The 15556-nt window shown below is 66.1% G+C and carries 12 protein-coding genes; 5 read left to right on the top strand and 7 right to left on the bottom strand.

The annotated features are described in order from the left end of the window. Window positions 1-17 precede the first annotated feature (17 nt). The 4 genes from HALZIN_RS0102450 to HALZIN_RS17050 are packed head-to-tail and all read right to left on the bottom strand — an operon-like array spanning window position 18 to window position 3520. Window positions 18-554 (bottom strand): dihydrofolate reductase, encoded by a 537-nt coding sequence (locus HALZIN_RS0102450; RefSeq protein ID WP_031382663.1) that lies wholly within the window; start codon window positions 552-554, stop codon window positions 18-20. Continuing rightward, window positions 551-1345: a thymidylate synthase gene (locus HALZIN_RS0102445; protein ID WP_031382662.1), complete on the bottom strand. Its 795-nt coding sequence runs from the start codon at window positions 1343-1345 to the stop codon at window positions 551-553. The genes HALZIN_RS0102450 and HALZIN_RS0102445 overlap by 4 nt, the downstream gene beginning before the upstream one ends. Window positions 1346-1363: 18 nt before the next feature. After that, window positions 1364-2173, bottom strand: coding sequence for a prolipoprotein diacylglyceryl transferase (gene lgt, locus HALZIN_RS0102440; RefSeq protein ID WP_031382661.1), 810 nt, complete (start codon window positions 2171-2173; stop codon window positions 1364-1366). 45 nt (window positions 2174-2218) lie between these two features. After that, complete coding sequence (locus HALZIN_RS17050) at window positions 2219-3520, bottom strand: response regulator (protein ID WP_160171081.1); 1302 nt, start codon at window positions 3518-3520, stop codon at window positions 2219-2221. 91 nt (window positions 3521-3611) lie between these two features. Here HALZIN_RS17050 and HALZIN_RS0102430 point away from each other — a divergent pair, with 91 nt between their 5' ends. Further along, window positions 3612-4397 carry an NRDE family protein gene (locus tag HALZIN_RS0102430; RefSeq protein ID WP_031382659.1) on the top strand — a complete coding sequence of 262 codons (786 nt, stop codon included), beginning with the start codon at window positions 3612-3614 and terminating at the stop codon, window positions 4395-4397. Window positions 4398-4571: 174 nt separating this feature from the next. On the opposite strand, the gene ptsP is transcribed toward HALZIN_RS0102430, so the two are convergent. After that, window positions 4572-6851 carry a phosphoenolpyruvate--protein phosphotransferase gene (gene ptsP / locus HALZIN_RS0102425; RefSeq protein WP_031382658.1) on the bottom strand — a complete coding sequence of 760 codons (2280 nt, stop codon included), beginning with the start codon at window positions 6849-6851 and terminating at the stop codon, window positions 4572-4574. Window positions 6852-6894: 43 nt separating this feature from the next. Further along, the gene (locus tag HALZIN_RS0102420; RefSeq protein WP_031382657.1) at window positions 6895-7386 is read right to left on the bottom strand and encodes an RNA pyrophosphohydrolase; all 492 of its coding nucleotides are present in this window, start codon (window positions 7384-7386) and stop codon (window positions 6895-6897) included. A gap of 186 nt (window positions 7387-7572) precedes the next feature. Here HALZIN_RS0102420 and HALZIN_RS0102415 point away from each other — a divergent pair, with 186 nt between their 5' ends. From HALZIN_RS0102415 to HALZIN_RS0102400, 4 genes are all read left to right on the top strand, one after another. Beyond that, the gene (locus HALZIN_RS0102415; protein ID WP_031382656.1) at window positions 7573-8226 is read left to right on the top strand and encodes a histidinol-phosphatase; all 654 of its coding nucleotides are present in this window, start codon (window positions 7573-7575) and stop codon (window positions 8224-8226) included. A gap of 222 nt (window positions 8227-8448) precedes the next feature. Beyond that, on the top strand, window positions 8449-10035 hold the full coding sequence (gene mqo, locus HALZIN_RS0102410) for a malate dehydrogenase (quinone) (RefSeq protein WP_084173286.1): 1587 nt from the start codon (window positions 8449-8451) through the stop codon (window positions 10033-10035). 123 nt (window positions 10036-10158) lie between these two features. Next, the gene (locus HALZIN_RS0102405; RefSeq protein WP_236254948.1) at window positions 10159-11256 is read left to right on the top strand and encodes an efflux RND transporter periplasmic adaptor subunit; all 1098 of its coding nucleotides are present in this window, start codon (window positions 10159-10161) and stop codon (window positions 11254-11256) included. After that, a complete protein-coding gene (locus tag HALZIN_RS0102400; RefSeq protein ID WP_031382653.1) occupies window positions 11256-14339 on the top strand; it encodes an efflux RND transporter permease subunit in 3084 nt (1027 codons plus the stop codon). The genes HALZIN_RS0102405 and HALZIN_RS0102400 overlap by 1 nt, the downstream gene beginning before the upstream one ends. Window positions 14340-14419: 80 nt before the next feature. Here the strand turns inward: HALZIN_RS0102400 and nadA are convergent, their stop codons facing one another. Then, window positions 14420-15448 (bottom strand): quinolinate synthase NadA, encoded by a 1029-nt coding sequence (nadA, locus tag HALZIN_RS0102395; RefSeq protein WP_031382652.1) that lies wholly within the window; start codon window positions 15446-15448, stop codon window positions 14420-14422. Window positions 15449-15556 lie beyond the last annotated feature (108 nt).

Here is a 15556-nt window from a genome sequence, read left to right as displayed (position 1 = left end):
TCCATGCCGTCCCATGCTCAGCGACGCTGATAGACGACGAAATCATAAGTGGGCCGGCCCTGCCGGCCGCTTTCCTCGCCCGGTACGCGCTGCGTTTCCCGCCACAGCGAGCGGTCGATGGCCGGAAAGCGCGCATCGCCGTCGATCTCGACGGCGACTTCGGTCAGGTACAGCCGCAAGGCCCGCGGCATGGCCTGAGCGTAGACCTCGCCGCCGCCCATGACCATGACCTCCTCGACGCCGTCGATGATCGCCTGATGGCCGGCCAGCGCCAGGGCTTCGTCGAGATCGTGACAGACGCGCACGCCCTCGGCCTCGAAACCGGCATCGCGGGTGACGACGATGTTCAGTCGGCCGGGCAGCGCACGGCCGATCGAGGCGAACGTCCTGCGGCCCATCACCAGCGGTTTGCTCTGGGTCATGCGCTTGAAGAACTTGAGATCTTCGGGCAGGTACCAGGGCAGCTGGTCGTCGATGCCGATCACGCCATTGCGCGACACCGCGGCGATCATCGCCACCGGCACCCGCGATTCTTCGAGTATTGCGTCGCTCATACCGCCACCTGCGCCTTGATAGGCGGATGCGGGTCGTAGCCTTCGATGGCGATATCCTCGAAGCGAAACGCGAACACATCGTCGATCGCGGGGTTGAGGATCAGCGTCGGCCGCGCACGCGGCGTGCGGGTGAGCTGCAGCTCGGCCTGCTCGATATGATTGAGATACAGGTGGGCGTCGCCGAGGGTATGCACGAATTCGCCGGGCGCCAGATCGCAGACCTGGGCGATCATCTGCGTCAACAGTGCATAACTGGCGATATTGAACGGCACGCCGAGAAAGACGTCGGCGCTGCGCTGATAAAGCTGGCAGGACAGCCGACCCTCGACGACATAGAACTGGAACAGGGCGTGACACGGCGGCAGCGCCATCTCGTCGACCAGCGCCGGATTCCAGGCGCTGACGATCAACCGCCGCGAATCGGGATTGCGGCGGATCTGCTCGACGAGCTTGGCGATCTGGTCGACATGGCCGCCATCGGGGCGTGGCCAGCTACGCCATTGATAGCCGTAGACCGGGCCCAGGTCGCCGTTGTCATCGGCCCACTCGTCCCAGATACGCACGCCGTTGTCACGCAGGTAGGCGATATTGGTATCGCCGCGCAAAAACCACAGCAGCTCGTGGATGATCGAGCGCAGATGCAATTTCTTGGTGGTCACCAGCGGAAAGCCGTCGGCCAGGTCGAAGCGCATCTGGTGACCAAAGACGCTCTGCGTGCCGACACCGGTGCGGTCGGCTTTCTTGACGCCGGTGTCGAGTACCCGGCGCATCAATTCAAGGTAGGGCTGCATAACTCGCCTGTCGCAGAATCAGGATGTCGCTTCGCGCGCCTCGCGCTTGTCGCCGTCCACCGGCTGGCTCCGTGCCCAGGCCAGCAGCGCCAGGCCGGCCAGGATCATCGGCAGGGACAGCAGCATGCCCATGGTCAGCCAGTCGAAGGCGATGAAGCCGAGTTGCGGGTCCGGCCGGCGAACGAACTCGACGGCGAAGCGGAAGGTGCCGTAAAGCACCAGGAACAGGCCGGAAATCATACCGCGACGACGCGGCGTGCGCGACACCGTCCACAGGATGGCAAACAATACCACACCCTCGAGGGCGAACTCATAGAGCGACGAGGGGTGGCGCGGTTGACTGCCCCCCGGAAAGACCATCGCCCAGGGCAGGTCGCTGACGCGCCCCGGCAGTTCGGCATTGATGAAGTTGCCGATGCGGCCCGCGCCCAGGCCGATCGGCACCAGCGGAGCAATGAAATCGGTCGTCTGGAAGAATCCCAGGCGATGCTTGCGGGCAAACAGCAGCGCCGCGATCAACACGCCGAGCAGACCGCCGTGAAAGCTCATGCCGCCATCCCAGACCTGAAACAGCCATAGCGGATCGGCCAACAGACGTTCGAAGCCGTAGAACAGCGCGTAACCGATGCGTCCGCCCAGCACCACCCCCAGTGCGCCGTAGAACAGCATGTCACCGATATCGTCGGGCTTCAGTCCCAAGCGCGCCGCCCGCAACCGCCCTAGCCACCAGGCAGCGATGAATCCGACCACGTACATCAGGCCATACCAGTAGACTTTCACCGGTCCCAAGGCGATGGCCACCGGGTCGATCTGCGGATAGTCGAGCATGTCGTCTCCTTAGTGTTTTGTCCAAAAAAGTCGCAAGTAGATGAGTCAAGATACTATCGAAGGAGCGATCATGCCGGGCAGCCAGCGTTGCACCACGTCGATCAGCGCCTGGGGGCGATAGGGCTTGGCCAGATAGTCATCCATGCCAGCGGCAAAGAAGCGTGCGCGATCGGTCGCGCTGGTGTTGGCGGTCAGCGCCACCATCACGCTGCGCCCGCCCCGCACGCTTTCCCGCTGACGCCAGCGCCGGGTGGTCTCGACACCGTCCAGCGACGGCATGTAGATATCCATGAAGACCAGCGCGTAGCGATGCTCCATCGCTAATTCGAGGGCCTCCTCGCCGCTGCGCGCAGTATCGACCAACAGGCCTTGATCAGTCAGTACCCGTCGCGCCAGGGCAGTATTGACCGGGCCGTCGTCGACGATCAATACCCGCTTGCCCGAGGCGGCGCTGTCCGCGCGTCCGGCCTGATCCGCCTCGTCGGCCTCGGTTTCGGCGACACGCTCGAGCAGCGCGACAAGCCCCGCGAGGCGTTCGCCCAGCAATGAGCCGCTTTCGGCGTCGCCAGGCGCTACCTCGAGGCTTTCGAGCTCGCGACGAAGCTGGCCGAGATAGCGCGACTTGAGCTGCGATTCCTGTCGGGCACGATCGCGCTCCTGCCTGAGATGGTAAAGCTGATGGTGCGACTCGCTGTCGTCGTGCAACAGTCCCAACGCCTGGCCCCGCGCAGCCAGGCGACGATCGATGCGGAACGCATGGCGCTCCCCGTGGGCATCGCTGAGTACGGCGTAGTCGGCGGACTCGCCAAGAAAGGGCTCGCTGGCATCCAGCGCATCGATCGACACGTCCTGCAGGTCGCGGCGCGAGCGCCCAAGACGCTGAACCAGACGATCGTTGACCGTCACCAGCCGGTTGCCGCCAGCCAGGAAGGCGGCTTGCGGCAAGGACTCGAGCAGGTCCTCGATACGACTCTCGGCCTGTCGCTGCGGCAGGCTCTCCTCCAGCACCTTTATCACCGCATCGAGATCCGGCGGCAGAGGCTCGGGCACATCGGACTCGCGCACCAGCTGGCTGAGCCGGACCGCGGCCTGAAAGCGCTCGAGCCGCTGACGCTGGCGGGCACCGCGCCAGCCCAACAGGGCGAAGACCAGACTGCCTGACAGCCAGATCATCACCAGGGCATCGCGAATCTCGGCATTGAAGCGCTGGCCAACCAGCACCGCCACCAGCAGGCAGGTAAATGTCAGGCCGGCCTCGAGACCCCACAGCCACGCCGACAGCCTCGGCGGCCCGCCGCTCGGCATGTCAGGCCGGGCTGGCCGTTTACCTTCGGAGATGTCCTGCATCCCAACCCCTGTCATCGACAATCGCCAGAGTGTACGCTCAGCGTCCGTAACCTGTCATGCCGCGCTTTGCCCTCGTCCTTGAGACAATGCCATGTGTCTGATCGTTCTCGACTGGCGCCCCGGTAGCGCCGCCCCCTTGCGCCTTGCCGCCAATCGCGACGAGCGCCATGACCGCCCCGCCGCCCCCCTGGCACGCTGGCGCGATTGTCCCGCGATCCTCGGCGGTCGCGACCTCGAGGCCGGCGGCAGTTGGCTGGCCGCGCACTCAGGCGGCCGCGTGGCCGCGATCACCAATGTTCGCGCCCCCGGCTTCAAGGCCGGCGCGGCCGGGCCGAGCCGCGGTCATCTGGTTCATCAGGCGCTTGTCGAAGCCGAGCTCGGCGCCTGGCTGGAGCGGCTTGCCAGCCAGGCGGCGCAGGCGTATGCCGGCTTCAATCTGCTGGCATGCGACGGCGAGACGCTCTGGCATCTCCACCATGGCCCCCTTGACACCCGGCTGGCGCAGGTGAAACCCGGTCTGCACGGTCTTTCCAACGCCAGTCTCGATACGCCCTGGCCCAAGCTGACCCAGGCCCGTGAGCACCTGGCCAGGCTGCTCGACGATCCCCGCCGCAACTTTCTGGACGACGCCTGGACGCTGTTGAGCGATGCGCGGCAAGCCGACGATGAGAGCCTTCCGGACACCGGCGTGGGGTTGACGCTGGAGCGCCAGCTCTCGGCCGCATTCATCCTCGGCCAGGACTATGGCACGCGTGCCAGCACGCTGCTCGAATGGCGGGCGCACGGCGAGATCGTCATCGCCGAGCGAAGCTTCGAACCCGGCGGCATTGCGGCCGGGCACCGCCAATGTCGCTTGCCGGTAGCGGCCCTGGCGTAAGAATCGAAATATTCGGATCATCGCGAACAAGTTCGCTCCCACAATCTCTGCCGGTAGCTTGCCCTTGTGGGAGCTTGCCCTTGTGGGAGGGAATTTATTCCCGATAGCGAATTTATTCCCGATAGCGAATTTATTCCCGATAGCGGTGAGCATGGCACCCAGACGCCGCTATAGCTATGCGTCGTCGCGCGGCGGCAACAGGTGGGTCAATTGCCATTCGGCGAAGCGCGCACGCAGGTGCGCGCGCACCGCGGTCGGCGTGGTGAAGCGCAGGGTTTCCTCGACCAGCTCCCGGGCCGCGCTCATCGACACGCGACGAATCGCCGCACGCACCCGCGGCAGACTCGGCGCATTCATCGACAGCGCATCGAAGCCCATCCCGGTGAGCAGCAAGGCGCCACAGGGATCCCCGGCCAGCTCGCCGCACACCGACGTGGGAACACCCAGGCGATGGCTCTCTTCCGACAACCTGGCCAGCGCCGACAGCACCGCCGGATGGCAGGCGTCGTAAAGACCCGCCACACGCGGATTGTTGCGATCCACCGCCAGCAGGTACTGGGTCAGGTCGTTGCTGCCCACCGAGAAGAAATCCAGCCGTTGGGACAGCGCCTCGAGCTGATAGAGCGTCGCGGGGACCTCGATCATTACCCCGACCTGGGGCCGCTTGATCCTAGCGCCCTCTTCGTTGATCTCGTCGTTGAGCTCGGCCAGCGCCCGATCGAGCAGACGCAACGCGGCGTCGACTTCGTCGACGTTGGTGATCATCGGCAGCATGATGCGCAGGTTATCCAGCCCGGCCGACGCGCGCAGCATCGCCCGCAGCTGGACCATCAGCACCTCGGGATGGTCGAGGGTCACGCGAATCCCGCGCCAGCCGAGGAACGGATTGGCCTCGTGAATCGGGAAGTAGGGCAAGTCCTTGTCGCCGCCGATGTCCAACGTGCGCATGACCACCGGCAACGGCGCAAACCCCTCCAGCTGCTCGCGATAGAGCCGAGTCTGCTCGTGCTCGCCCGGGAAGCGCTCGGTGATCATGAACGGCACTTCGGTACGGTACAGCCCGACCCCGGCGATACGCGGCTTGAGCACTGCCACCGCATCCACCGCAAGGCCGGTATTGACCATCAACGGGACGCGATGACCGTCCAGCGTTTCGCTGGGCAGGTGCTGCTCGTGCTCGAGCACCTCGGCGAGCGCCAGCTCCTCGTCGATCTGCTTCTGGTAATGACGGGTCAGGTCATCGTCGGGACGCACCAGCAACCGCCCACGGTGACCGTCGAGTATCACCGGCGCACCGTTGAGGCGGGGCAACGGCAGATCGACCATGCCCAGCACGGTGGGAATGCCCATCGCCCGAGCCAGGATCGCCACATGGGAGGTACTCGAGCCTTTCAACGAGACCAGCCCCGCCAGGCGCTCGCGGGGCACCTCGCCGAGCATCGCCACGCTGAGCTCGTCGCCGATCACCACGCAGCGCTCGGGAAAGCCATCGAAACTCTCGCCGGCATCCTGTTGCAGATGTGCCAGCACGCGGCGCCCCAGGTCACGAATGTCCGCGGCGCGTTCACGCAGGTAATCGTCGTCGACGCGCTCCAGGTACTGGACGTGGCGGCGTACCACGTCGGCCAGCGCGCCGGGCGCCCACTGGCCCTCGCGGATGCGCTTCTCGACCTCCTGACCCAGCGCGGCATCGGCCAGCATCTGCTCGTAGACATCGAACAGCGCCAGTTCCTGGCTGGAAATGCGGCTGGCGAGACGCTCCCCGGCGCGCCGGATCTCGTGGCGCACCCGCTCGATCGCCTCGCTCAAGCGGCGAATCTCGAGTTCGATGTCGGTGGGTATCAGGTCGGGCACGTTGTCCAGATCGGCCGGTGGCGCGATGACCACCGCCTTGCCGATCACCATGCCCGGCGAGGCGGCGATGCCCTTGAAGGTCGCCATGCCGTCGGCCCGCGTCGGTCGCGCCAGGGTGCCGGTGGCCAGCGCATGCGCCAGCACGCCGGCGAGCTGCGCCGCCATGGTCACCAGGAAGGCCTCGTCGCCCTCGTCGTAGCGACGCTTCTCCTGCTGCTGGACGACCAGCACCCCCAGCGCGCGGCGCTGATGGATGACCGGCACGCCGAGAAAGCTCGAGAAGCGCTCCTCGCCGGTTTCCTCGAAATAGCGAAAGTGCGGATGCGCCGGGGCATCCTCGAGATTCAGCGGTTCCTCGCGCTGACCGACCAGGCCGACCAGGCCCTCGCCGAGGCGCATCGAGACATGACCCACGGCCTGGGTATTCAGACCGATGGTATCCATCAGCACCAGGCGGTCCTGGGCGGCATCGAACAGGTAGATGGAGCACACATCGGTGTGCATGGCCTTGCGGATGCGTCGCACCATGGTGGCCAACGCGGCCTCAAGACTGCGTGCTCCATTGACCTCCTGGACGATGCGTCTTAGTACATCGAGCATGGGCGTTCTTCTTGTAGTCGAAGGATCGGGGGGTGCCGCAGCGTCAACGCTCGCCCAGGGCGAGTCGCTGGACGCTTGGCGCCAGCTCTCGCAGGGCACGGCGATAGACCTCCCGCTTGAAGGGCACGACCTGCCCCAGCGGATACCAATAACTGACCCATCGCCAGCCGTCGAACTCCGGCTTAGCCGTGGTATCCATGCAGATGCGACTGTCCTGACAGCGAATCTTGAGCAGGAACCACTTCTGTTTCTGGCCGATGCATATCGGCCGCGATTGCGTGCGTATCATGCGCCGGGGCAGGCGATAGCGCAGCCACCCTCGGGTACAGGCCAGCACTTCGACGTCGTCGGGGGTGAGGCCGATCTCCTCCTCCAATTCCCGGTAGAGCGCCTGTTGCGGTGACTCGTAACCCTTGATGCCTCCTTGAGGAAACTGCCATGCATTCTGCCCAACCCGACGCGCCCAGAGCAGCTGGCCCTCAGGGTTGGTAATGATGATACCAACGTTGGGGCGGAAGCCGTCAGCGTCGATCACGGGCTTCACCTTATGAATCCGATATTGGATTCATTCTTCCACAAACGTCGAAAGCGCATCAACACACGGCCGAAAACCCGCGACGGTGGGCAAGCGCCGGGCGTTCTGCAATAATCGCCGCCGCCTTTGAAACCGCCGGCTGCGCCTGACATCAACCAGCCTGACACCAACCAGAGGAGAGTGCTCTTGAGCCTGGCCATCTTCGATCTCGACAACACCCTGCTGGGCATCGACAGCGACCATGCCTGGGGCGAGTTCCTGGTCGAACAGGGCGCCGTGGATCCGATCAGCTATCGCGAGGCCAACCAGCGTTTTCTCGCGGCCTACCAGGACGGCACGTTGGACATTCATGCCTACCTGGCCATGGCCCTCAAACCGCTCGCCGAAAATAGTCCCGAACAGCTGGCCGCCTGGCATCAGCAGTTCATGGCCAGCAAGATCGAGCCGCACATCCTGCCCAAGGGCGAGGAATTGCTGGCCCGGCATCGCGAACGCGGCGACACCCTGTTGATCATCACCGCGACCAACCGCTTCATCACCGGGCCGATCGCCAGGCGCCTGGGCGTCGACGAGCTGATCGCCGTCGATGCGGAAATTCGCGAAGGTCGCTATACCGGCCGCGTATCGGGCACCCCCAGCTTCCGCGAAGGCAAGATCCAGCGCCTCGAGGAGTGGCTGGCGAACCGCGACGTCAGTCTTGATGACGCCTGGTTCTACAGCGACTCGCACAACGACCTGCCGTTGCTCGAGAAAGTCGATCATCCGATCGCCGTGGACCCCGACGCCACCCTCGACAGCATCGCCCGCGCACGTAACTGGCGAATCATAAGCCTGCGATAGAAAAATAGCCGTGCTAGAGATGCTGCATCGCGGCATCGGCACCCTCGCCAGACATCCGCTCAAGTCATTGACTAAGCGGATTTTTTTCGGCCACCACAAAGACAATGTTTTGCTTATGACTAACGCCTCCTGCATAACCCATACCTTTTGAGTGGCTCGTCTTTTCCGCGCCGACCGGTATAATGGGCTTATTTGAATCAGCCCAAAGGGTGACAACCAACCATGCAAGAGGCCGTTGACGTCGTACTGGTAGGTGGCGGAGTGATGAGCGCCACGCTCGCAACACTGCTTCATGAACTGGAACCCACGGCGCGTATCGAGCTCGTCGAGCGCCTGGATTCCATGGCCAGCGAAAGCTCGTTTGCCTGGAACAATGCCGGCACGGGGCACGCCGGCTTGTGCGAACTCAACTACACGCCGCCCGGCGCCGATGGCTCGATCGACATCGACAAGGCGATCCGCATCAACACCCTGTTCGAGGAATCCAAGCAGCTCTGGAGCGCTCTGGTCGCGCATGGCAACCTCGGCGACCCCGCCGACTTCCTGTCGCCGGTGCCGCACCTGAGCTTCGTGCGTGGCGAGAAGAACGTGAGATTCCTGCGCGCTCGCCACGAAGCCATGAGCAACCACCACTGCTTCGAGTCGATGCAGTATTCGCAGGATCCCGCGACCATCGCCGCCTGGGCCCCGCTGCTGATGGCAGGGCGCACGGCCGACGAACCGGTCGCCGCGACCCGCGTCGAAGCCGGCACGGATGTCAACTTCGGGGCCTTGACCAACCGGCTGCTGACCCGCCTGACCGAACAGGACAGCGATCGGGTCGGCATCCGCACGGGCCAGACAATCAGGGATCTCGCGCGCAACGCCGACGGCACCTGGAATCTGCAGATCGAGACCCGCGCTGGCGGGCAGCGCGTCGTACGCTCGCGCTTCGTCTTCCTGGGTGCCGGCGGGGCCTCGCTGCGCCTGCTGCAGAAAAGCGGCATTCCCGAAGCCAAGGGCTATGGCGGCTTTCCCGTCAGCGGGCAGTGGCTGCGCTGCGACAAGCCCGAGGTCGTCTCGCAGCACCGGGCCAAGGTATACAGCAATGCCGCCGTCGGCGCGCCGCCGATGTCGGTTCCGCATCTCGACACCCGCCATGTCGACGGCAAGCCCTCCCTGCTGTTCGGCCCCTTCGCCGGCTTTACCACCAAGTTTCTCAAGAACGGCTCCATCCTCGATCTGGTCAAGACCGTGCGCGCGACCAATCTCAGCCCGATGCTGTCCGTCGCGCGCAGCAATGTCAGCCTGATGAAATACCTGCTCGAACAGGTTCGGCTCTCCCACGCTCAACGCGTCGAGGAACTGCGCGCCTTCTATCCGGACGCCCAGGCCGAGGATTGGCAACTCGAAGTCGCCGGCCAGCGCGTTCAGATCATCAAGAAGGATCCCCGGCGGGGAGGCACACTTCAGTTCGGCACCGAGATCGTCACCGCCAGCGACGGTTCCCTGGCCGCCTTGCTGGGCGCCTCGCCCGGCGCCTCGACGGCCACCTCGATCATGCTCGACCTGATCGAGCGCTGCTTCCCCGAGCGCTTCGCCTCCGTACAGTGGCAGGCGCGTCTCAAGCGCCTGGTGCCGGTGCGCGCCGAGACCTTGCAGAAGGACGCAACCCGGCTCGGCGAAGTACGCCGCGAGACGCATCGAATCCTCAAGCTCGGCGCCGCCGACCCCGCTTCCAGCCGCCCTGCCGAGTCGACACCGCGCGCCACCCGCGTGCCGAGCCGCAACGCCGATGAGACGCGGCATGAGTCGATGACGGCTTCCTGAATCATCTTTGCCTGATACACTGACTGCCCCGGCCATGCCCGGGGCAGGTGCGTTTACACGGACGATGGCCCGGGCCATCTTGGCCAAGGGATGGTTACTTCTATTATGCGTTGGCGATTCTCGTTGTCCCCTGCATGGCTCGCCCTGTTGCTCGGCGTGGCGCTATTGGTCTGGCTGGCCTTCGGCGACATGCAGCGCTTTCGCCAGCGGCCCCCCGAGGCGCAAGCGAGCGCTCAATCCAGCCTGCCGCGGGTCGAGGTCGAGACCGCCCAGGCCCAGGCGTATACGCCTCACGTCATCCTCCAGGGGCAGCTCGAATCGCGTCAGGAGGTCACCCTGCGCGCTCGCCGGGCCGGCGAGGTCATCGCCCTGCCGCAGCCCCGGGGCGCCAGGGTGGACGCCGGTACGCAGCTCGTGGAGGTCGACCCCGGCGACCTGCCGGCGCAGATCGAGCGCGCCGAAGCGCAGCTCGCCCTGAGCCGCTCGGAACTCGCCGGCGGGCAAAAGCTCAGCGGCCGCAACCTGATCTCCGACAACGAATTGCTGCGCCTCAAGAGCGCGCTGGCACAAAGCCGTGCCGAGCTTGCCGAGTTGCGTGAGTCGCTCGCCGACACGCAGATCGAGGCCCCCTTCGCCGGCGTGCTCGACCGGCTCGAGGTCGACATCGGCGAGTATCTGCAAGCCGGCGAGGAGATCGGCCTGCTGGTCGATATCGCCCAGCTCGAGGCCAAGGCGTGGCTACCCCAGCGCCGCGCCGACGAGGTCCGCGAAGGCATGCCGGTTACCGTCACGCTGCTCGATGGGCGCATCCTCGAGGGACAGGTCAGCTTCCTCGCCAGCAGCGCCGAGGACGCCACTCGCAGCTACCCGCTCGAGGTCCGCGTGGCCAACCCGCAGCGCCTGCGCATCGCCGGAGCCAGCGCGACACTCGACATCGCCCTGCCCGAACGGCCGGCACAGCGCATCTCGCCGGCCCTGCTGGTGCTCGACGCACGCGGCCGAATGGGCGTCAAGACCGTCTCGGACGACGCCACGGTAGGCTTCATGCCGGTCGACCTCATCAGCGCCGATGCCGATCAGGCCTGGGTCGGCGGCCTGCCCGACGCGGTGCGCCTGATCACCCTGGGCGGCGGTTTCGTCGAAGCCGGGCAGCGCGTCGAGGCGGTGGCGGCCGAGCGATCCACGGCCCAACCCGCCTCACCCGCCCCGGGTGATCGCTGATGCGTGCGCTGATCGATGCCGCGCTGGATCGCTCGCGCACCACCCTGCTGCTGCTGGCGTTCCTGCTGGTGGCCGGCGGCCTCGCCTACCAGGCGATTCCCAAGGAAGCCAATCCCGACGTCGCGATTCCCATGATCTACGTCTCGATGAGCCTCGAGGGGGTCAGCCCCGAGGATGCCGAGCGCCTGCTGGTGCGCCCCATGGAGCAGGAACTGCGCGCCATCGAGGGCATCGAGAAGATGACCGCCCAGGCCAGCGAGGGCTTCGCCTCGATCACCCTGGAGTTCGACGCCGGCTTCGATCCCCGCCAGGCGCTGGCCGACGTGCGCGAGAAGATCGATATCGCGCGCAGCTCCCTGCCCGAGCAGGCCGAGGAACCGCGGGTCCTGGAAGTCAACGTATCGCGCTTCCCGGTGCTCTCGGTGGGTCTGTCGGGACCGCTGTCGGCCGCCGAGCTGATGACCGCGGCACGCGGCCTTGAGGACGCTATCGAGAGCATCCCCCAGGTGCTCGAGGTCGACATCGCCGGCGAGCGCGAACGCCTGATGGAGATCGTCGTCGACCCGCTGATCCTCGACAGCTACGGCATCGACTTCGACACCTTGCTCAATCTGGTCTCGCGCAACAACCAGCTGGTCGCCGCCGGCAGCATCGACAACGGCGCCGGTCGTCTGGCGATCAAGGTGCCCGGAGTGATCGAGGACCTCGACGACCTGCTCGGCATGCCGATCAAGGTCGACGGCGACCGGGTGGTCACCTTCGGCGACGTCGCGACCATTAACCGCACCTTCAAGGACCCCGCCGGCTACGCGCGCATCGACGACCAGCCGGCGATGGTGCTGGAAATCTCCAAGCGCACCGGCGCCAATATCATCGCCACCATCGACGCGGTCAAGGCGCTGCTCGCCGAGGCCGGGCCGCAGTTGCCCGAGACCCTCGACGTGCGCATCATCATGGACGAGTCGACTACTGTCGAGCGCTTGCTCGACGACCTGCTCAACAACGTGCTGACCGCGGTGGTGCTGGTGCTGATCGTGATCCTGGCGACCATGGGGTTACGCTCGGCGCTGCTCGTCGGGCTGACCATCCCCGGCGCCTTCCTGATCGGCATCCTGCTGATATGGGCGGTCGGCTACACGCTCAACATCGTGGTGCTGTTCGCGCTGATCCTGGTCGCCGGCATGCTGGTGGACGGCGCCATCGTGGTCGCCGAGCAGGCCGACCACAACCTCGTCGCAGGCCAGCCGGCACGCGCCGCCTGGGCCGGCGCGGCGGGGCGCATGGCCTGGCCGGTAATCACCTCCGCCGCCACCACGCTGGCGGTGTTCATGCCGCTGCTGTTCTGGCCCGGCGTGGTCGGCGAATTCATGAAATACCTGCCGGCCACGGTAATCCTGTGCCTGCTCGCCTCGCTGGTCATGGCACTGGTGTTCCTGCCGACCCTGGGCCATCTGCTGAGCCGCGAACGCTCCACCGGCAGCCTCCGGGTCAGCACCGGCGGCCGGCTCTACCGCCGTGTGCTGGCACGCCTGCTGCATCACCCGGCACTGACGCTCATCGGCACGCTGCTGCTGATGGCGCTGGTCTACGTCGGCTACGCACGCTTCAACCAGGGCGTCGAGTTCTTCCCCTCGGTGGAACCCGACAGTGCCCAGATCCTGGTCCATGCGCGCGGCGACCTGTCGATCGCCGAAAAGGATGCCGTGGTCCGGCGCGTCGAACGCCGCGTCGCCGGAATGGCCGAGATCAAGGCGCTCTACGCACGTTCTTTCGCGATCCCCGACGGCCAGCTCGGCGCCGACGTGATCGGCCAGTTGACCTTCCAGTTGATCGACTGGAACCAGCGCCGTCCGGCGCGCCGGATCCTTGCCGAGATGGCCGAGCGCACCGCCGACCTGCCCGGCGTGCGCCTGGAATTCCGCGAACAGGAGCAGGGCCCGACCGGCGGCAAGCCGATCCAGATCGAACTCACCGCGCGCCAGCCGGCAGCGATCGAACCCGCGATCGAGCAGTTGCGCGCGGCGATGAACGAACTCGGCGGCTTCCGCGACATCGAGGACAATCGCAGCCTGCCCGGGGTCGAGTGGCGGCTACAAGTCGATCGCGAGGCGGCAGCCCGCTTCGACGCGGATGTCGCCACCGTCGGCAGCGCGGTGCAACTGGTCACCAACGGCCTGCAACTCGCCACCTATCGCCCGCCCGACGCCGACGACGAGGTCGACATCCGGGTGCGCCTGCCCGGGGCCTGGCGTAGTCTCGACCAGCTGCGCCGCTTGACCGTCACCACCGCGCGCGGCCAGGTACCGATCAGCCAGTTCGTGCGCCTGGAGCCGGCGCCCAAGGTCGGCACCCTGCATCGCGTCGACGGACGGCGCGCACTGACCCTGAAAGCCGACGTCGCCCCCGGCCGGCAGGTCGACGAGCGCCTGCGCGCGCTGAGCGGCGCGCTCGATTCGCTCCCCGAGGGGGTCCGCTACAACTTCGCCGGCGAGCAGCAAGACCAGGCCGAGACCAGCCGCTTCCTGGGCATAGCCTTCGGCGTGGCGATCTTCATGATGACGATCATCCTGGTCACTCAGTTCAACAGCCTCTACCAGGCGGGCTTGGTGCTCTCGGCAATCGTCTTTTCCACCGCCGGTGTGCTGCTCGGCCTGCTGCTCAATGCCCAGCCGTTCGGCATCGTCATGGTGGGCATGGGCATCATCGCCCTGGCCGGCATCGTGGTGAACAACAATATCGTGCTGATCGACACCTACAATCAGTTGCTGGCCGAGGGCCTGGATGCCTTCAACGCCGCGCTCGAAGCCGGCAGCCGGCGTCTGCGGCCGGTGCTGTTGACCGCCATCACCACGGTGCTCGGGCTGATGCCGATGGTGCTGAGCGTCAATGTCGATCTGCTCTCGCCGACCCTGGGTTTCGGCGCGCCCTCGACCCAGTGGTGGACCCAGCTGTCCAGCGCGATCGCCGGCGGGCTGAGCTTCGCCACCGGCCTGACGCTGCTGCTGACGCCGTGCATGCTCTACCTGGGCGCGCGCATCGGGGCGCGACTGCGCGGCCGCCGCGGAACGACGCAAGGGGCGTGATAAAACCTTCAGCCCCTGCGCCAGTGGCCATCCAAACCAGTTTTAGATAAGGGTCGGGAAGGGCTGAGCCCTCTCCGCCCTTAACGCTGAAAGTTGAGCATCCGCTCCAGTGGCTTGAGCGCCTCAAGACGCAACGCGTCGTCGACGAACACTTCGCCGCTGTAGTCGCGCAGCGCGCCGGCCAGGTTGTCCAGCGCGTTCATCGCCATCCACGGGCAGTGCGCGCAGCTCTTGCAGGTTGCGCCGTTGCCGGCGGTGGGCGCCTCGAACAGCGTCTTGCCGGGCACCGCCTGCTGCATCTTGAAGAAGATGCCGCGATCGGTGGCGACGATCAGGCGCTGCTGGGGCAATTCACGGGCGGCATTGATCAGCTGCGAGGTGGAGCCCACCACGTCGGCGATCTCGACCACCGGCGCCGGCGACTCCGGGTGCACCAGCACCGCGGCGTCCGGGTAGAGCGCCTTGAGATCGTTGATGCCCTTGGCCTTGAACTCGTCGTGGACGATGCAGGCGCCGTCCCACAGCAGCATGTCGGCGCCGGTCTTGTGCTGGATGTAGCCGCCCAGGTGCTTGTCGGGGGCCCACAGGATCTTCTCGCCCCTGGCCTGCAGGTGCTCGATCACGTCGACGGCGATCGACGAGGTCACCACCCAGTCGGCGCGCGCCTTGACCGCCGCCGAGGTGTTGGCATAGACCACCACCGTGCGCTCGGGGTGCTGATCGCAGAACGCCGCGAACGCGTCGGCCGGACAACCGATGTCCAGCGAGCAGGTGGCTTCTAGAGTGGGCATCAGCACGCGCTTCTCGGGCGACAGGATCTTCGCCGTCTCGCCCATGAAGCGCACCCCGGCGACCACCAGCGTCGCGGCCTCGTGACGGGCGCCGAAGCGCGCCATCTCCAGCGAATCCGCCACGCAGCCGCCGGTCTCCTCGGCCAGTTGCTGGATCGCGTCGTCGGTGTAGTAGTGAGCGACGAGCACCGCGTTGCGTTCTTCGAGCAGGCGCTTGATCTCGTCGATGCGCGCCTCGTCCTCGGCGGGGATCCGCGTCGGGCAGTAGGCGCGGGCCAGGTGCTCTTGCACCAGGGCGCGGGAAGTCATGATTGTCATCGTGTCTACCACTGTGACAGGCAGGGGCTCCCCCTGCGTGACTCGAAGCGCCGGCGATCGATCGCTTCGATCGCGGCGCACCTAGGAGACCGGTCACATCCGACAGGC

Origin of the sequence: Halomonas zincidurans B6 (genome assembly GCF_000731955.1) — a bacterium.
GTDB lineage: Bacteria > Pseudomonadota > Gammaproteobacteria > Pseudomonadales > Halomonadaceae > Modicisalibacter > Modicisalibacter zincidurans.
Note: the sequence above shows the minus strand (reverse complement) of the source record. Positions and strands in the feature narration are given on the sequence as shown.